The 17493-nt window shown below is 64.8% G+C and carries 17 protein-coding genes; 15 read left to right on the plus strand and 2 right to left on the minus strand.

Annotated elements, in window-relative coordinates; genetic code table 11:
* The first annotated feature begins 25 nt into the window (after window positions 1–25).
* The 15 genes from AC1RHV_RS16895 to AC1RHV_RS16965 all read left to right on the plus strand — a co-directional run bounded on the left by AC1RHV_RS16895 (window position 26) and on the right by AC1RHV_RS16965 (window position 11655).
* Window positions 26–2905 carry a type VI secretion system Vgr family protein gene (locus AC1RHV_RS16895; RefSeq protein ID WP_492301422.1) on the plus strand — a complete coding sequence of 960 codons (2880 nt, stop codon included), beginning with the start codon at window positions 26–28 and terminating at the stop codon, window positions 2903–2905.
* Window positions 2854–3903 carry a DUF4123 domain-containing protein gene (locus tag AC1RHV_RS16900; RefSeq protein WP_492301423.1) on the plus strand — a complete coding sequence of 350 codons (1050 nt, stop codon included), beginning with the start codon at window positions 2854–2856 and terminating at the stop codon, window positions 3901–3903. The genes AC1RHV_RS16895 and AC1RHV_RS16900 overlap by 52 nt, the downstream gene beginning before the upstream one ends.
* Window positions 3900–4394, plus strand: coding sequence for a hypothetical protein (locus AC1RHV_RS16905; RefSeq protein ID WP_175212635.1), 495 nt, complete (start codon window positions 3900–3902; stop codon window positions 4392–4394). Before AC1RHV_RS16900 ends, AC1RHV_RS16905 begins: the two co-directional genes overlap by 4 nt.
* 90 nt (window positions 4395–4484) lie before the next feature.
* On the plus strand, window positions 4485–4952 hold the full coding sequence (locus AC1RHV_RS16910; RefSeq protein ID WP_175212634.1) for a hypothetical protein: 468 nt from the start codon (window positions 4485–4487) through the stop codon (window positions 4950–4952).
* 257 nt (window positions 4953–5209) lie between these two features.
* Entirely contained in the window at window positions 5210–6838 is a 1629-nt protein-coding gene (locus AC1RHV_RS16915; RefSeq protein ID WP_492301425.1) for a hypothetical protein, read from the plus strand.
* Between the two features lie 49 nt (window positions 6839–6887).
* Window positions 6888–7640 carry a DUF3304 domain-containing protein gene (locus AC1RHV_RS16920; RefSeq protein WP_492301427.1) on the plus strand — a complete coding sequence of 251 codons (753 nt, stop codon included), beginning with the start codon at window positions 6888–6890 and terminating at the stop codon, window positions 7638–7640.
* A gap of 287 nt (window positions 7641–7927) precedes the next feature.
* Complete coding sequence (locus AC1RHV_RS16925; RefSeq protein ID WP_492301429.1) at window positions 7928–8281, plus strand: hypothetical protein; 354 nt, start codon at window positions 7928–7930, stop codon at window positions 8279–8281.
* Window positions 8274–8624: a hypothetical protein gene (locus AC1RHV_RS16930; protein ID WP_492301430.1), complete on the plus strand. Its 351-nt coding sequence runs from the start codon at window positions 8274–8276 to the stop codon at window positions 8622–8624. Before AC1RHV_RS16925 ends, AC1RHV_RS16930 begins: the two co-directional genes overlap by 8 nt.
* A gap of 173 nt (window positions 8625–8797) precedes the next feature.
* On the plus strand, window positions 8798–9151 hold the full coding sequence (locus tag AC1RHV_RS16935; RefSeq protein ID WP_492301432.1) for a hypothetical protein: 354 nt from the start codon (window positions 8798–8800) through the stop codon (window positions 9149–9151).
* Window positions 9144–9500, plus strand: coding sequence for a hypothetical protein (locus AC1RHV_RS16940; RefSeq protein ID WP_125470146.1), 357 nt, complete (start codon window positions 9144–9146; stop codon window positions 9498–9500). Before AC1RHV_RS16935 ends, AC1RHV_RS16940 begins: the two co-directional genes overlap by 8 nt.
* A gap of 109 nt (window positions 9501–9609) precedes the next feature.
* On the plus strand, window positions 9610–9963 hold the full coding sequence (locus tag AC1RHV_RS16945; protein WP_125470145.1) for a hypothetical protein: 354 nt from the start codon (window positions 9610–9612) through the stop codon (window positions 9961–9963).
* Window positions 9964–10243: 280 nt separating this feature from the next.
* Entirely contained in the window at window positions 10244–10561 is a 318-nt protein-coding gene (locus AC1RHV_RS16950) for a hypothetical protein (protein ID WP_175164333.1), read from the plus strand.
* Complete coding sequence (locus AC1RHV_RS16955) at window positions 10554–10922, plus strand: hypothetical protein (protein WP_192352789.1); 369 nt, start codon at window positions 10554–10556, stop codon at window positions 10920–10922. The genes AC1RHV_RS16950 and AC1RHV_RS16955 overlap by 8 nt, the downstream gene beginning before the upstream one ends.
* A 9-nt stretch (window positions 10923–10931) precedes the next feature.
* Window positions 10932–11294, plus strand: a complete 363-nt coding sequence (locus AC1RHV_RS16960) for a hypothetical protein (protein WP_088157421.1) — start codon at window positions 10932–10934, stop codon at window positions 11292–11294.
* A gap of 19 nt (window positions 11295–11313) precedes the next feature.
* Complete coding sequence (locus AC1RHV_RS16965) at window positions 11314–11655, plus strand: hypothetical protein (protein WP_492301435.1); 342 nt, start codon at window positions 11314–11316, stop codon at window positions 11653–11655.
* A 23-nt stretch (window positions 11656–11678) separates the two neighbouring features.
* Here AC1RHV_RS16965 and AC1RHV_RS16970 read toward each other — a convergent pair whose 3' ends face one another.
* Window positions 11679–12305 carry a hypothetical protein gene (locus AC1RHV_RS16970; RefSeq protein ID WP_054452045.1) on the minus strand — a complete coding sequence of 209 codons (627 nt, stop codon included), beginning with the start codon at window positions 12303–12305 and terminating at the stop codon, window positions 11679–11681.
* Window positions 12286–17490, minus strand: coding sequence for a type VI secretion system tip protein TssI/VgrG (gene tssI / locus AC1RHV_RS16975; protein ID WP_492301437.1), 5205 nt, complete (start codon window positions 17488–17490; stop codon window positions 12286–12288). The genes AC1RHV_RS16970 and tssI overlap by 20 nt, the downstream gene beginning before the upstream one ends.
* Window positions 17491–17493 lie beyond the last annotated feature (3 nt).

Here is a 17493-nt window from a genome sequence, read left to right on the forward strand (position 1 = left end):
TCTTCAGAGAAGGTTTTTTTCCGCAATGGATCCGACTGCAACGCCTGGCCTGTTCAGTTCCGACGCCCGCCTCTACAGCCTGGAAGGCGAGGGCGCGCTCGCCTCGCTGCAGGTCGAGGGCTGGATCGCGCGCGAAGCCTTGTCGGGCGTTTCGCAGACGCGCGTGGTCGCGCTGTCCGACGACGCCGGCCTGGAATTGCGCGACATGATCGGCCGCCCCGTGACACTGTGGACCACGCGCGCCGACGGCAGCCGCGCGAGCCGCAGCGGCCTGGTGCGCGAAGCCGAGCTGCTGTCGGGCGACGCGGGTCTGGCTCGCTACCGCCTGACGGTCGCGCCCTGGCTGTGGCTGGCCACGCAGCAGCGCAACAGCCGCGTGTTCGAAGCGCGTTCCGTGCTGGACATCGTCAGCCATGTGTTGGGCGGCTACGAAGGCTATGTGCATCGCGTGGCTCCCGATGCGGCCGAAGCGCAGGCCGGCGTGGCGCCGCGCCCCTACACCACGCAGTACCGCGAGACCGACTATGACTTCATCAGCCGCCTGCTGGCCGAAGCAGGCCTGGGCTGGACGACGGTCGAAGATCCGGAGGTTCCCGCGCGCCACGTCGCGCTGATCTTCGCCGACAGCCGCGGCCTGGCCGAGGATGCCGAGTCGGCAGGCGGCGGCGTGCGCTTTCACCGCGCCGGCGCGACCGAGTCGCGCGACACCGTGCAGGCCATGTCGCGCCAGTGGCGGCGCGGTCCTGACCGCGTCACCGTCCTGGGCTGGCACGGCGGCGGCAAGCGCGCCGTGGCGGCAGAGGCGCTGGCGCGTCCGGCAGACAGCACTGACGACGCGGGCCTGGAATGGTACGAGGTGGCAGGCCACGGCAGCTTTGCTGATGAGGCCGAGGCGCGGCGCCAGGCCACGCTCGCGATGGAAGCCGTACAAGCCGGCGCTGAGACTTTTGTCGGCCAGGGCGGGGTGCGTACCTTCCGTTCCGGCACGCGTTTCACGCTGCAGAACATGTCTCCACTGGGGCCTGCCGACGAAGAAGGCTTCGAGCCCGCCTTTGCGCTGGACCGGGTCGAGCACGTCGGCATCAACAACCTGCCGCCAGAAACCCGAGCCTCGCTGTCGCAGCGCTTGGGTGGGCTGGACGCACATTTGGCCTTGGATACCGAGGCGCCCGCGGCGCCTGGCGCGGCGGGTTCGAACGCCGATCCGTCGCGGCCCGACGCCGCGGTGTTGGCGAAAGCGCGCGAGGTCGGCTACGCCAACCGCTTCCAGGCGGTGCGTTGCGACCGCCCCTGGCGGCCAGCCTTGCCGCAGACACGCGGCGCGCGCCTGAGCGGCGCGCCTTCGGTCCATGGCGTGCACACGGCCATCGTCACGGGCGCCGACGGCGCAGTGCAGGCGCAGGGCGAGGACGAGATCCTGCGCAACAAGCGCGGCGACGTGCGCATCCGATTCCATTGGCAGGCAGACGATGCCGAGGGGGTGGCCAAGAGCCGCTGGGCCCGCGTGGCGCAGCGCCAATCGGGCGCAGGCATGGGCATGAGTTTCGTGCCGCGCATCGGCCAGGAGGTGCTGGTGCGCTTCCTGGACGACGACGTTGACCAGCCCATCGTCGTGGGCGCGCTGTACAACGGCCGCGGCGAGGGCGGCACGCCCGCCACGCCGGGCGGCCGGGACGGCGGTAAAGCCGACACCCAGGTCTACACCGCCGCGCGCGATGCCGCACCCAGCGCCCAGGCCAACCTGGCGGGAGGCAACGCGCCTGCCTGGCATGGCGCCGCGGGCGGCGACGAGAACCACCGCAACGCCGCCGCGCTGAGCGGCTTCAAGAGCAAGGAGTTCGGCGGCTCGGGCTACAACCAGATCGTGTTCGACGACAGCGACGGACAACTGCGCCTGCAGATCAAGAGCAGCCAGGAAGCCAGCGAACTGAACCTGGGCCACCTGATTCATCAGGCCGGCAACTACCGCGGCGGACTGCGCGGCCTGGGCGCCGAGCTGCGCACCGACGCCTACGGCGCCGTGCGCGGCGGCGCGGGCGTGCTGCTCAGCACCTACGCCGGCACTGGCGCCAGCGCCGGCCCCACAGGCGAGGCTGCGGGCTTGCAGGCGCTGGCCAGCCAGGCCGACCAGATGGCGCGTTCGCTGGATGGCGTGGTCGGCGCGCACCAGGGTCTGCGTCTGGCGAGCGCGCTGGGCTCCAAGGGAGCGGAAGCGAGCGTGCTGGATGACGGCAAGGCGCCCTTGGCCGCCATGCATCGCGCCGTGTCCGGCACCGTCGCAGGCGAAAGCCTGGATGGTGCGCGTAGCGACGCTTCGGCCAAGCACACCCAGGCGGCCGAGGGCAAGGTGCCGCACCTGACCGATCCGGTCGTGTTCATGGCCGCGCGCGCGGGACTGGCGCAGGTCGCCGGCCAACACATGCAATACACCGCCGGCGAGACCGTGCACTGGTCGGCCGGCAAGGACCAGAACCTGGCCGTGATGGGCGCGCTGCGCGTGCACACCGGACAGGGCCTGGGCATCGTCGCCGGCCTGCAGCAGGGCGGCGCGGACTCCGGCCTGGACCTGATCTCCGCCACCGGCGACGTGCACGTCCAGGCCCAGCACGACATCCTGCGCGTGCAGGCGCAGAAGGACATCACCATCGGCAGCGCGCAGACCAACGTCGAGTATGCCGCGCCCAAACGCATCCGCATCGCCACCGCGGCCGGCGCCAGCATCGTGCTGGAAGGCGGCAACATCACGGTGACCGCGCCGGGGCGCATCGATGTGAAGACGGGGAACAAGCAGTTTGCGGGGCCGGACCAGATGCCCTATCAGTTTCCCGCCATGCCTGGCCAGGTTTGCGTCGAATGCCTGAAGAACGCCATGAAGCAGGCATTGCCAGCGGTGTTTCGCACATGAGCAATCAGGTTCGTCCGCTGGTCTTGCATTCCGATCTCGACGGCCTGCACGCCAAGGTCCTGGCCAGCGCTCGCGTCCAGGTATCGGACCTCAATCTCTATGCCCTGGTCGAACCCGGCATGTTGGATGGCTGCCGGGATCCCGCGCCCGCCGAATTGCTGCGGCATTTCAGGGAACCTGGCGATGCATCGCTATACGCGCGGCGCCACGAGGCTGTGGCGGCATCGATAGGCCCGATGCTGGCGCAGCCCGATCTCGCGCAGGCGGAGTGGCTGTGGCGGGTCGGACAGGCGCATCATGCCGTATCGTGGATATGGACCGAACGGCCTCTGGAAGAGATGGCCCGGCATCTGGCGGTTTGGCTGGATGCGCGGACCGACGATGGCCTGGACTTCCTGCTGCGCTACTACGATCCGCGCCATGCGGAACCCATGCTGACGCTGATGGGAGTAGACGTGCTGCGCGGCATGTTGAATCCGGGCGAAAGTTGGTCCTGGGTCGATCCCTGGAACCGGGGCTGCTCCCTGACGCCGGCGTCGGACGGGCCGGCAGAGAGACCAAGCTCGCCGCCCTGGATTCTGACGCAGCCGCAGACGGAGGCCCTGATGCGCTTGTGCGAACCCGGCCCTCTGCTCGACGCGCTGATGCAGCGGGTGCCAGCCATGCTGGCCCCCTGGACGCGCCCCACGCCGTACGCCTTGGCTTGCCATCTTTCGCGGGTGGCGGCGGCACATGGGCTGACGACCTTCGAGCGCCAGTTCTGCTACGCGCTGGATGCGCTGGATCTGCATCCCATGGCGCACCGCAGCTCGGTGGTCCAGGCTCGTTTACGGGGTGGGGAAGCACTGGATAGTGCGTTGGAGCGTCTTGCCTCCGAAGAGCGCGCCGCTGTCAGGGCGGAGTTGGCCATGCAGGATGGCGCGCCGGAGTTTGAGGCTCCGGCAGGCTATGCCATTGAGCCGCTGCCAACAGAGTCCGCACATAGGAGAGTTGCATGAAGTCCAAACGTCTGTGGCCATGGACGGTACTGATATTGGCCCTGGTTGCCATTGGCGCCATCGCAGGTCCGCCATTCTATCGCTGGGCCTACGTCGCACTCTTGCCGCCATTGCTGATCTGCGAAGCCCGCAACGACACGGAGGTCGATATCGGCTATCGCTTGGAGGACTCGTCCGGCGCATTCCCGGGCGATCGGGTCGCGAGAGCGTCGGGAGCTCCTGGCGGGCCTCTTTCGGGTGCGTGCTTTTATGGCCCGGACAGCCGCCGCAAACCTGTGCAGGTCGTGTGGGGGGCCATCAACGGCAGCGAGAAGCAGTATCCGCACAGCGCCGAATTGAAGGTTCCACGTCCGGGAAATGCCGCGGTGCTGTTGCTGCGCTTTACCGCAGCGGACCGGGTACAGGCCCGCTTTGCGACGGAAAAAGAAATGCCAGAGCCCATGGATGCGCCGGAATCGGTGTGGAATAGCGGCGACTGGGTCAGTCAATGATCAACTAGGGATAGAGGGATGTCGGGGATGTCTGAGCGGGGTCAGGGAAAGTCGGGGCGTTCGAAACTGGGACGGTGGGTCGCGCTGGGCGTGCTGGCGGTGATCGCCGTGGCGGCTGGGGCTTATGTCTACGTAGAGCGAAGCCAGACGCAAAATTTTCAGCGAAGCGCGTTGGAAGGATCGGTGGCGGTCTACGCGTACAACTTTACGCAGTACGACGTGGCGTATTCGTTGATGCCTGGTCGTCGGTGGTTCGCAAGAGCGAATTCCGCCAGGGGAGACAATATGCAGTTGTTCGGGTATAAGCCCGCCGCGCCCGATGCTCCGATGCAAATATCGTGGCGCTATGACTCCGGCCCTCAGGAAACGGCAGAGGAAGATTACCCCTTTGTAGTGACGCTGCCGCAGCCTCGGCGGCCAGCGGGCGCGGTGGTGCTGGAATTGCGCATCTATCCCGATGGCAAGGCTGCCGCGCGCTATGTCACGCGCCCGCTGGTATCGGAATTCAGCGATGTGGACCCCGCTCTTCCGGGGAATGACTGGGTGACAAACCAATGACGGATCGCGACAGCTGGAGGGAAATATCGGTAGATGAGGAGCGGGAGGCTGCACGAGCCCTCCAATGTGAGCCCGTCAACGGAGTCAGATGCCACGGCAAGATGCATATTGCCGTGTTTTTTGACGGAGTCGGTCTGAGTATCGAAGAATCTTCTCTACCTCCGTCCAACGTAGGTCGATTGTCCAGGGGCTTTGGGCAGGGGGCTCTCGGAGCAATTTTGCGTCGGCGGATATACATTCCGGGGCTCGGCACGGAAATGAATCTGAATGCCTATGAATTCGCGAAAGACCGGGCCGGATCGATCTCGGGCGATATGCTGAAAAGCGTGACCCTGGATCCGGCGAAGGGAGTTCCCACAGATGCCGCCAAGGACGTCGGCATGGAAATCCTGAAGGGCAAGCGCGTAGGAGACGCGATCGGCGACACGTTGAAAGGGCTGCCGGGAAAGGTGCGGCGGGATGTCGGGGAAGCCGTGCGAAATCCAGGCAGGACTGGAGTCAAGGTAATCAAGGATGCGGCCGGGAACATTACGCGAGCAATCCTGGATCAACTTGATCCGGTACGCGATTCTAGATTCATGTTCGAGGCAATAAATTCGGGAGTGGAACCCCGCATTTCCCAAGGCGTGACGGGGTTCAAGGCGATCATCGATTCGTCTCAGATAAGGCTTGAGGAAATTCAGGTCTCGGTTTTTGGCTGCGATTGGGGCGCGGCGCTGGCTCGGGCTTTTCTCAATGAGCTGTGCAAGGAATGCGACGGCGATGCCAATAGCGACAAGCTGGAATGGACACTGGCGGATAAGCGCAAGGTCCCGCTCAAGATGGTGTTTGCTGGATTTTTTGACGCTGTAGGGTATCGCGACAACTCTGTCGTTGGATTCTTGGCTTCGAAAGCATCATGGGGATTCTTGAGCAACACCGCCGCCAAGGACCAGGAGCTGCCGCGAGCGCTCGCGAAGGCGGCGCATTTTATCTCTGCGCATGAGCTGAGATGGCGTGTACATACGCTGGGCGGTGCGACGTTGCTGCCATTGATGGAAACGCCTATGTCGCCTCCCGCTCGCCAAGAACGTATATATCCAGGTTTGGGCGCCGACCTGTCGGGGTGCTACCCGCCCGGATTTCAGCAGCGCGATCCCGGTATCGGCCGCGTCACGCTACAGGAAATGTGGCGGATAGCCAGGCTTTCCGGCGTGCCTTTCGATGGGCTGGAACAAACCAGGGTGAACGCCGGCAAGCTCGGCGTTGATTTCGATATTGCCGCGACCTCCAGGGTACGTAATGATCTGCGCAGCTATCAGCAACAGCTGGCGCGGCCTTCCCAACAGCTGCTGGGGCTACGGCATGCCCAGGACGCGATCGATGGTATGGAAGGCGACAAGACGCTTGCGCGGCAACTCTACCTTCATCGTATGGTTTACGTGGCCTGGCTGCGGATGTTGCTCAATGACGCACGAACTGGCGCTGCTCCGGGGTATTTGTACATCACGGCGATGCAGGCCGCGATCGACTTTGCGCGCCTGGAGATCATGCATAAGCACCCCGGCAAGGTGACGTTCTACGGGGGATCCCGCATCTCGCCTCCCGACGACTATCAACGTGCCTGCATGGAGGTGTCGTCGTTGCCGGAGAACGAGCGTCTGCGTGTGGGGCCGGCGATTATGCGTATTTTTTCGGGCTATATGCATGATCCGGTGGATCCGCCGGATGATGGTTGGGCGATTCAACGCCTGCCCAACAATGCACGGCTTTTCCGGTCCCGCTATATAGACGATGGCGACGATACGCGGCAGCCCACATTTACGGAAAAAATGAAGAAGGCGGCCGACGCAACCTTCTCCAACATGGCGACACCGAATCCACTGCTATTGGGGTTGCCGTTCTAGTCGCCGGCGGGCAGGCGTCGGAACTGGCCGTCAAGGAATGAGATTGGGGATGTCCAAGCGTCTAATGGCCTTGATAGCGCCAGTATTGCTCGCAGGTTGCACGGCCGAGCCCGCGTATCAGGGCGTCAGCCTGATCGCATACAACTACACGCCCTGGGATGTGGCTTACATTCAGATTACGGACGCATCGGGGGGGCAGGCTGGTACTGGTTCCATCCGCCCGGGGGGCGGGGAGGGGTCGGTGACGTGCTGTTATACCTTGAAGGGAACGAGCTTCAAGGTTAGATGGCGGGTCGCTGATGGCGATGCCTTGCGCAAGCACATGTACGACGGGAAATTCGAAGAGATGTTCATCGACAAGGAAACGACGGTGAATTTTCCCTCCACCGCGATCCCGCCGGGCCATGATCCGCTGAATCTCGAGCTGCATATCTACCCCGATGAGCATATGGAGATGGCTCTAAGTCGCAAGTTGCTGGGTCAAACACGAATTCCGATTGTCGAGACGACGCGCTGGTTGTACAGGACACACCCTGATGCGCTCAAGGAGTATGAGGACATCTCTGACTTGCATAAGCCCCTGGTGAAAGTGGCGAAAACGGCGTGGATAAAGTATCGCATCGAGGATGAGCAAGACATGAGGCAGTACATGTACCTGTATTTCACTGTCTCGCCGAGTTTCGACGCCGATTCGGAGATCGCAGCGATACTGGCAAGGCCGGGGCGCCAGCCTGGAGATTTCGCCAGGGCAATGAAGACCTTGCCTGAAGAAAAGATTGCTCGGCTGAGGGCCCCGGGGTAACGACTGCAGGCTAGAAGCGCTGGGAGGGGGCCATAGGTAAGTTGGCACCCCCTGGCGAGGTTGTACTGGAGTTGCGCATTTATCCCGAGGGGGGAGCGCGCTGCCATGCCGGCGCTCGCTATGTCGCGCTGCTATTGGTATCGAAGTTCGGCGGCCTGGCGTCAGAGTATCCGGGAACGGGCTGGCAGTCGAATTCCTGATGGCACTGCCGGGGCCGAAACGTGATCGAAATGCATGACGCAATCCGGAAAATTGGTTAGGCAACTTAGCTCAAGACGGAGACTGCTTTGCGGGAAATCTTGATGGCGCTCGCGGAGCTCGGAATTTTGATTGCCTGGTCTTCCTGCCACGTATTGCCGCTCGCATGCGTGTTGGCGGTGATCATCAATCTTTGGCCACAGCGCTTTGGCAAGCTGGGAACGGTGGCTTCCAGGCGTTGGATTTCGGGAGGAATGGCAGCGATTTGGGTGTTCGCGCTGTCATTGCTCTTGCTGCTTTATTGGGTTGCTAGCCGATATGACAATGGATACGGCTACGCGATGCCTGGGCTGATGACTTACATGATTCCATCGCTCATCATTTCTCTCGTTGCGCTATTGATCCATTGGCGATTGGCGCGGAGGGATCGCGAATATGTATGAGTTTCCCGTCAATATTCTTCTTTCTGGCAAGTCCCTGGCCGTAAGCGTCTTTCAGCTTCTTCCAGTTGTTTGGGGTGTAGGATTTCTTTTATGCGTCGAGTCCGCTCTTCCTGGGCTGTCGCCGAAAGTTTGGCGTAGGGTACGGGATATCGTGGCCGTCATGATGGCTGTTTTTCTGTTGGTGTGCGGTGTCTATGCCATCTTCGGATACAGCGTTGCTGCCATTTTCGATAAGCCCGGATATTTTCGTATGACCGGGGATACCTTGTGGGCATTGTCGCTATCCATCGGGATGGCGATGCTCGGACTGGTGCTGCGTGCGCGTATTCGGCCCGTCGTCTAGATTGCTTTTTTGAGGGCATTGCTGCAGCGGGGCCTCGCATCACGGAACCCTTGAAATACGTGATGCCACCGGTCTTCGGAATCGTCGCTCACGTGTGGCCTGGCCGCGTTTGGGACGAGAGTCTTGTTCAATGTGCTGAGCGTCGGTGTCTCACAATTCCTTAAGAGGTGTGCGTGCATGAAGTGATCGTCGGGATCGAAGGGGTGACGTTTCAACTAGCGCGCGACTTGACGTACGCACTGCCGCTGCTCTGCCTTGTCGGAATTGGGGTTCAAATATGGCCAAGCCGGTTCGGGATATTGGGATCTCCAGCCGCGCAAAGGTACTGGGCTGTGGCCATGGTGGCTGTTTGGATGTTTGCAGCCGTCAATGTCCTGCTGCTCTACTACGTTTGGAAATACCATTCTCGATTAGAAGGTTTCGGGTTCTTCTTTCTTGTTGGCTATCTAGGGCCCTCAATGATTCTGTCGCTGGTCTGGCTGGTAATCCAGCACAAGATGTACGGGAGGAAAAAGGAGAATGGATGACCAGCGTGCATTGTTGCTAGTTGTGGGAGAGACTTTCGCCACGAACTGGCAGCAAGTTTTGCCTGCGATATGGGTCATAGGCTTGTTGCTATGTATTGATCATGACTGGCCCGGATTGTCTCGGGCGGCATGGCGTCTTTTGCGCAATCTTATGGCGGCGGCGATGGCGATCTTTCTGATGCTTGCAGTCGCTTACGGCATATACGGATTTTGGGCGGCCGCCCATTTCGATCATGTTGGATTCGCGAATCTGGCTAGCCACGCGTTGTCCAGAATGTGGCTGTCGATAGCACTGGCGGCGACAGGAGTGGTGTTGTGGTTCATTCGCCGGCCCAAATCGGATCGCTAGTCAGCCGGCGATGCGGCACTCTCGATGCTCGTTCAGCATTCGGACCGCCTGGCCGGACTGCTCTGTTAGAGCGTCAGCTCAGTTTCTCTGAATGTCTTGGGAGACGGTATTGGACGACCTGATGCTCTGGTCCGCCGAAAAGGCGTTTCGGACGGCGCAGGCGTCGATGTACGCGCTGCCACTAGTCTGCCTTTTCGGAGTCGCTGTCCAGGCCTGGCCTGGCAAATTTGGGGTTTTGGGATCTTCAGCGTCACGCAGGGCATTTTCCTTTGTCATGATTGCGGTCTGGCTCTTCGCTATCGCGGGCGCATTGCTGCTCAATCATGTCACCGAGAACTATTCGCGGTCTTATGGTTTCCTCTTGCTCTCCTTCCTGGTTTATCTGGGGCCGTCAATGATCTTGTCGCTCATTGGGGGGATTGTCCGATACAAGATGCGCCGAGCGGAAAGGGGCAATGGTTGACAACGTGGCGCCAGGGCTTCCGGGAATGGGTCGGGAGTCGAATCTTTGATGGCGCCGGCAGGGCCTGAATGGCCACCCCATTCGAACCATCCATGTCGTCGTTCGACTTATGACCGGCAGTACGGTTACTTTTCTGCCCCGCTTGCCCTACTATCTGGGGCCATCGCTGATCCTGCCTCGGATCGGCCCGACACTGCGCCACAGATTGCGCCGAGAGCGTCGGTTCTAGCCCTGGGAGAAGAATTTGCTTGCGGTCCTTGCTGCGATTGCCGAGTCTGGCATGTTGATCGCCCAGTCGACGGCCTACCTGGTGCCGGCGGCGGGCGTCCTGGCGCTGATCATCTGCCGGTGGCCCCAGCATTTTGGCCGGCTGGGGACGCGCTCCTTCAGGCGCGGGATATCGGCTGGAATGCTGGCCGTCTGGATTTTTGCGCTGGTCCTGCTGGGCATGTTCTATTGGCTGGCGACCAACCATGACAGCGGCTACGAGTTTCCGCTGCTTGGGCTGATGCCGTACATGAGCCCGTCTCTACTTACCGCCCTGATCGTCCTGCTGGTCCATCGGCGAATGGCGAAGCAAGAGCGCGGCCATGAATGAGGTGTATCCCGCCAATGTCCTGCAGTCCGGCGAATTGCTGGCCTGGGGGATATTCCAGATAGTTCCGCTCTGGTGGGGCGCTGGAATCCTGCTGTGCCTGGAGTCCAATCTGCCGGGGCTTTCGGCCAAGGCCTGGCGCGCGATGCGTGACGTCACGATCGCGCTGATGGCGGTGTTTCTGCTGGCCTGCATTGCTTACGCCGTCTTCGGCTATGGCGTCGCCGTCCAGTTCGATCAGCCGGCCTATTTCGACAAGGCGCTGGAAGCCTTGCGCTTGCTGTCGCTGTCGATGGGAATGGCGGTGTTCGGGCTGGCGCTACGCGCCCGTATCGGGCGCGGCGCCGTTTCCCGCAGCCGCTAAAATCCCGCCATGCTTCCGCCTCAAGTCCTCGTCGCCCTCATCGTCCTGATGCTTGCCGTCGTCATTCCGCTGTTCGCGGTGACGATCCAGCTGAGCCGTTTCATCCATTGGTCCTTCTGGGCCGACAAGATCACGCGCGGCGATCGGCCGCATTTCACGGGGCCGGTGCTGGCGCTGATCTTCAGCACCCTGGCCGCCAGCGATTTCGTGGGCTATGAACCCTTTCTGACGATCTCGGCGATGAATCCAGTGCCGATCGAGGCCAGGGCCTACTTCACTGTTGCGATGCTGGCGCTGGCCGTCTGGTGCTGGGCCTATGGGCGGTCGATCCGGGACCGCGTGCTGCGCATGATCGGGGCCCGCGCCTCTTAGCGGCCGCCAGGGTGGACGCATGATGTCGATCTACGGTCTTCTTGCGTTGGGCGCCCTGGCATTGGCCATCTGCGTGCCGTTCGCCGCGACGGGGATACAGCTGATCCGCCTGCTGTGGTTCATCACGGGCGACAAGGAGACGCGCGGCGCGCGCCCGCGCTTTACGGGGCTGGTTCTGGCGATGCTTTTCAGTTCGCTGGCGGCTACCGAACTGCTGTCCGTGGAACCCTTTCTGACCTTGTCCCACCTTAATCCTGTGCCGCAGGAGCACCGGGTTGAATTCATGATCGCGATGCTGGCGCTGGCCCTTGCGGGCTGGATATGGGGTGGCGCGATATGGAATCGCCGGCCTGGCGGCTGAGGCGGCCGCTGCAAGCAGGGCGCCTACTTCGCCGCCTGCACTTCGATCTTCACCGTGTTCGAGCGCACGCCGTTCGATTCGATATACACCTCGTAGACCGCCGGATCCTTGGGCAGCTGCACCTGCGCCGCAAGGTCGGTGCTGAACTGCGTGCCGACGCTGATGCCCGGGCTGATGGGGATGCCCTTGGGCGGACGCGAGCTGGGGATCTCGTCCACTTCCATGCCGGGGCGTTTGCGCGGCTTGTATTCGTAGGCCACGCCTTCATAAACCGCCTTGGTCTGCGTATTGACGGCGACGAAGCGCGGCAGCTTCTGGTTCTGCGATACGGGAATGATGCCTTGCGCGCAGACCGGGATCACCAGCGCGCCGGACGCCTGCGGACGCACGCGCGCGGGCGCGGCGATGTTGAGCTGGTCGTCGCTGCCATGGTTGGGCGGAATGCAGGCATGGTCGCGCACCGTGCCGATGGGGGCGGTGGCGAACGAGGGCGGGTCGATCCAGTCGGTGTTCATCGTGGTCTTCTGGGGATGTGGGGTGGGGCGCGCGGCGGTGGCGGCGCCAGGCGCGGCCATGGCCATCGCGGCCGCGAGCAGCAGGGCCAGCGCCGGCGCCACGCGGCGCCGCGCGTCAGAACGAGGGCCAGCCATTGGACATGTCCGTCTTGCGTACGGCCTGGGCGCAGCTGGCGCAGAAGCGGATGCTGACGCAGTCGCCGCCGAACATGACGCAGGAGCCGGTGTGGCTGGGATCGGCCTGGCTGGCGGGCAGGCCGAAGTGGCAGTGGTTGCCGAACTGGGAGTAGAAATACGGACCCTTGTCGAGTTTGGACGAGTCCATGTCGGCTTCATCGGGATGGGCGCGTACCCACTCGGGTCCGCTGGGCGTCATGCCGATCAGGTGGCCGATCTCGTGCACCAGCGTCTGCTGCAGATAATCCAGCGTGTTGGGCTCCCAGGGGCTCATCGCCGCCACGCCAAGGAGGTTGGTGCCAGGGAACGCCACGCCGCCCGCGGAGCTTTCCAGCAACCGGACCTTCAGGATGATCTTGCCCGAGGTCGGCACGGGCACCAGGCCCGCCATGCGGATGTTCAGGGTGTCGCAGGCCTTGGGATTCGCAGGGTCGTAAGGCACCGGGGTCATGCGATCCTTGGGGATGGGGACCTGCCTGATGCCGGCCGCGGGGTCGGTGTACTCGAACAGGCATTCGACGTACCAGTCCACGCCGGGCTCGATGTGATACCACAGGAAGCTGAGGGTGCCGTCGGCGTTGACGAACTGCACCTGCTTGTCGGCCGCGCCGGGGCCGGCCGAGGCTTGCACGTAAATGGGCTGGACGGGCAGCATCGTGGCCAGCCGGTCGATGTGGCAGACGACGAGCGTATAGGGCTCGTGATCCGGGCCCTGCGACCCTGGATAGACGGAGGCGGCCAGCCGGCGCAGGCGTTCATAGCCGTCGTCCGTGAACACGTCCATGTTGGCGTCGCCGCGCGTGCTGACCGGCGGCAATTGCACGACGTCCACACCATGCCGCGCGTATTCCGTAGCGGTCGGCTGGAAGCCGTGGCGGCGCGCCAGAGCCTCGGGGCCGGGCAGCATGATCTCCTGGAGATATAGCCGCCTTGCGGTCTCGACCTGCTCCGTGGAGATGATCTGGTTCTTGTCGTTCACCACCTCGAAGGTATAGGTGTTCAGGCCGGCGGCGGGCAGGGTGATGTTGTCGACCACCTTGGTGCCGTCGGCGTCGGTTACGTAGCTGTAGGAGCGCTGGTTGGGCTCGCGGTACAGCGGCTGGCGGCTTTGCTCGCGCGCGGAGTACACCGCGTTGCCCGGACGCGGGCTGACCTTGACGCTGAAGCGATGCTGGCCGGCCTTGTTGAAGCGCACGCGGATCCTGGGCTTGTTGGTCTGGCGGTCCAGGCTGTCCAGCGCCTGGCCATCGTTCCAGACCTCGTCCTCTTCCTTCAGGTTGACGTACTGGAGCTTGGCGCCGCTCCTGGCTCGGTAGGCGGACGGCGTGGGTGCGCCGGCATCCGGCGTCCCGGCCGCTGCGGAGCCGCCCGCGTCCTGGCCGCCGGGCGCGCCAGCGGGCCTCGCCACAGGGCCGGGCAGGCCGACGCCGGCCATTTCCATGACCCGCTTGGCCATCGCCGGATAAGGCGAGTTCGCCACCGCGGGAATGTTCATGATCGCCTCCGCCACCTTGGGCAGCGTGACGTTGGATATCGTGGGCGATTGCAGGATGGCGCCGACCACGGACGGAATCGCGGAGTCGGTCAGGCCCGGCGTGCTGAGTATGGCGCCCGCCACCGCGGGCAGATTGCCCTGGTTGACGTCGGGCATGGTCAGCAGCGTGTTCACCGCCGAGCTCAGCGCGGCGGGGCGGCCGCCCATGGCGCCCATGGCCTGGGTCATGACCGGGCCGATGGCGGACCCCACGCCACCGCTGCCGGCGGCGGTCAGGTTGGAGGCGGCGCCCAGGGCGGATGCCGCCGTGGCGTTGCCCATTGCCGTGGCGGCGCTGGAAGCGCCCGACAGCATGCCCGAGGCCGACGGGCCGGCGCCAGCGGCCGGCGAGGCGACGGTGGATGCCTGCGAGGCCAAGGCCGACGCCTGCGTAGCCATGCCGCCGGCCTTGGACACGGCGCCTGCCGCGTCAGTCAGCGCCTGGGGCATGGAAACCGCGCCGGCCAGCGCGTCGCCAGCGCCCTGTGGAATCTTCATGGTGGAGAGGCCGCCGTCCATCAGCGACGGCGTTGCCATGCTGGCCAAGGATTGCGTGGCGCCGTTAGCCAGTGAGGACGTGGCGCCGCCAGTCAGCGACGGAGCTACATTCTGCATGGCCGTTTGCGCCATGCCGCCGGCCTTTGCCATGGCGCCCGACATCAGTTCCGAGCCCGCCTTGCCTGCTGCCTGCATGGTCTTGCCGGCCATCGCGCCCAATTCCTGCACGGGCTTGAGCGCTTCGCCGGCCATGCTCTTGGCCTGGTCCAGCATGCCGGAGGCGCCATCGGCCGCGGCGGACAGGCCCTTGGATACGGCGGTTGCGCCGCTCGCAAGCGCCGCGCCCGCGCTGCCCAGCAGCGAGCTTTGCGATCCGCTGGCTGCAGCTGCTGTGGGGCCTCCAGCCGCTGGAGCCGAGGCGACCGCGCCCGTCGCGCCGGCCGCATTCAGCGCCTGGCCGGAGCCGGCTTGCGCCTGCAGCTTGGCCTTGGGGCGGTGCACCAGTTCGGCCGTGACCAGCATCGGATCGCCCACTTGCGAGGACGGCAGCGCGGGCAGCGCGGCCGCGTCGCTGGCAGGCCCGATCAGGTTGTGGGATGCGCCCTTGACCGAGAACATCCCCGGCCCCTTGAACAGGATGTCGCCGCCATTCATGACGATGCTGGCGCCGGCGGCCTGCAGGGTGATGCTCTGGTTCGCCAGGATCTCGATGCTGTCGGTAGTGGAGGTGACGGTGATGTCCTGGCCGGCCAGCATTTCCAGCATGTCGGTATGCGCGTGGATCGACACAGGCGATTCGGCGGCGACGGCGCGGATGCCGCCGTCCTGCACGAACAGGCTGGTGGAGCGGCCGGAGGCCGTGGCAAAGGTCTGGCGCGCGGCCACGTGGCCGTCGGCCTGCGCGGTGACGTGCAGGTTTTCGCTGGCGTGCAGGATGGCCGAGGCGGGCGTGGCGAAGTTCAGGGAGGACGGCGCGTCGATCAGCATGCGGGCGCCGTCGATGCGCTCCACTGCGTCCGTGCCGGTGCGTTCGCCGCCGCTGGCCTTGACCGCCTGCTGGCCGCCTACGCTGCCCGGATAGCGGCCATCGCCCTTGGGATCGATGGCGCGGGTCAGCGTGTCGTATTGGCTGGTGGCCGCGAGCGCGCGCGCCTGGCGCTGCGTGCCGGCGGCATCCAGGCGTTGCGCCGCATTCTGCGCCCCGCGCAGCAGCGCCAGCGCTTCCTGCGCGTCGGCCTGGGTGGAGCGCGCGTCCTCGCGTGCGTTGGCGGACAGCAGCATGCCTTGTCCTGAGCGCACCACGGTCCAGGCATCCGAGCGCAGCTCGAAGCCGGTGCCGCGCCATGCGCCGCGACTGGATTCATCCGCGCCCTGTTCGACCAGATAGCCCAGGCCCAGCTGCGTGGCGCCGATGGAACTCGACAGGCGCGTGCGCATCTGCCGCGGCGTGTCGTCGAACAGCCATTGGCTGTGGCCCTCGCCGTCCAGGCCCTTGCTGTGCCAGCCGCTGAGCCTGCCGGGATGATTGGCTTCAGCGTCCTCGCCGGCGGACCAGGGCGGCAGGTCGGCGTCGTTGTACAGCTGGGCCGAGGCCACGGGCTGGTCGATGTCGCCGTCCAGGAATTCGACCAGGACCTCGGTGCCTTTGCGCGGCAGATGGTGCGCGCCCCAATTGGGACCGGCCTGCGCGCCCGCAACGCGCAGCCAGGTGCCGGAACTGTCGTCGCCCGGCGCATTGCCGGTGTCGTCGCCATGGCTGCGGTGCGCCAGGCCACCCGGTAGCGGACGCGCGCCGCGCTGCCAGGGGAACTGCACCTTGATGCGCAGGTCGCGGCCCGAGGAAATGGGCGCGTCCTGCGCAGCCACCACGACGGCCGCCAGGCCTTCGGGCGCCGTGGGCTTGGCGCGCCAGCCGGGCATGAGCGGCGCGGCTGCCGGCAGGGCGCCGAAGGTATTGCGGTAAGAGCCATGTTCCAGATCGGAATCGCCCAGCGCCTGGGCGGCCTGGCTGCCCAGGTTGTTGGCGGCTTCGTGTTCGACGTGCAGCAGCGTGTAGCGGTTGCCGCCCATCTCATCGACGGCCTGGCCCGAGCCCCCGGCGTAGCGGCTGTGCTGCGTCAGCGTGAAGTCATGGCCGGGCATCATCTGGCGGGCCGTGCCGCCGCCGTCGAAGCGCACCATGCGGGCTTCATGCGCCTGCAGGCTGCGCGCGGCGGCAAGCTCCGCGCTGTCGCCGTCGGCATGGCGGCCGTGGCCGTCGTAGTCATAGTCTTCAAGGCGCGGCACCGCGCCGGCCTGGACGTCGGACTGCGCATGCGCCGCATGCGCGAGCAGCTTGCGGTCGTCCCAGGCCAGGCGCGTCACGGCATTAGGCCGTACCGCCCGGGACGCGCCAAAGCGCGTGATGCTGTCCTCGGTTTCCGTTGCGTCGCTGCGGTGAAAGCGCAGCGTGGCATCGGGGCAGACGGGCCGCGCCGCGCGAGTGTCGAACACGACCAGCCGGTGCCGCGCGCCGCCCGAGGCTTCGTCCTGCTGTTCGCCCTGCTGGTGGTCGAAGCGGAAGCTCAAGCCGGCTTCGGCCATCAGGCGTAGTACGAAGGCCAGGTCGGTCTCGCGGTACTGCGTGCGCAGTGGACGCGGCGCGGGCGGTTCGGCGATGTCGAACGAATAGGCCGCCTGCGGATAGTCGGCGAAGATCTCGCTCAGGATGTCAGTGACCGACTTGTCCTGGTACAGAAAGCTGTCGCGGCGCAAGCCCAGGGCTGCCAGCCAGGGCGCGGCGTGCAGCCGGTAGCGCGCCAGGCCGCCGTCTGCGCCCAGCGCGTCCACGCCTTCCACCACTGCATGCCATTGGCGCCTGTTGCCGTCTGCCAGCAGCAGGCTGACGCTGATCTCGCGGCCCAGCAGGGCTTGCACATCCAGTTCGGCCGAGGACGCCAGGCAGTCCAGCGTCAGGGCAAACAGTTCAGACACGCCTTCGCGCAGGACCATCCGTTCTACCGCCAGCGCCGCATCCAGGGGCGTGCGCACCTGTAGCATGCGGGCGTTCTGGGAGAGGGCGGCAACATCCAGGCTGCTGAATCCGGCGGGCGCTTGGGAACGGTCGGTCATGGT

This window comes from Achromobacter sp. GW823-FHT04E03, assembly GCF_058796095.1.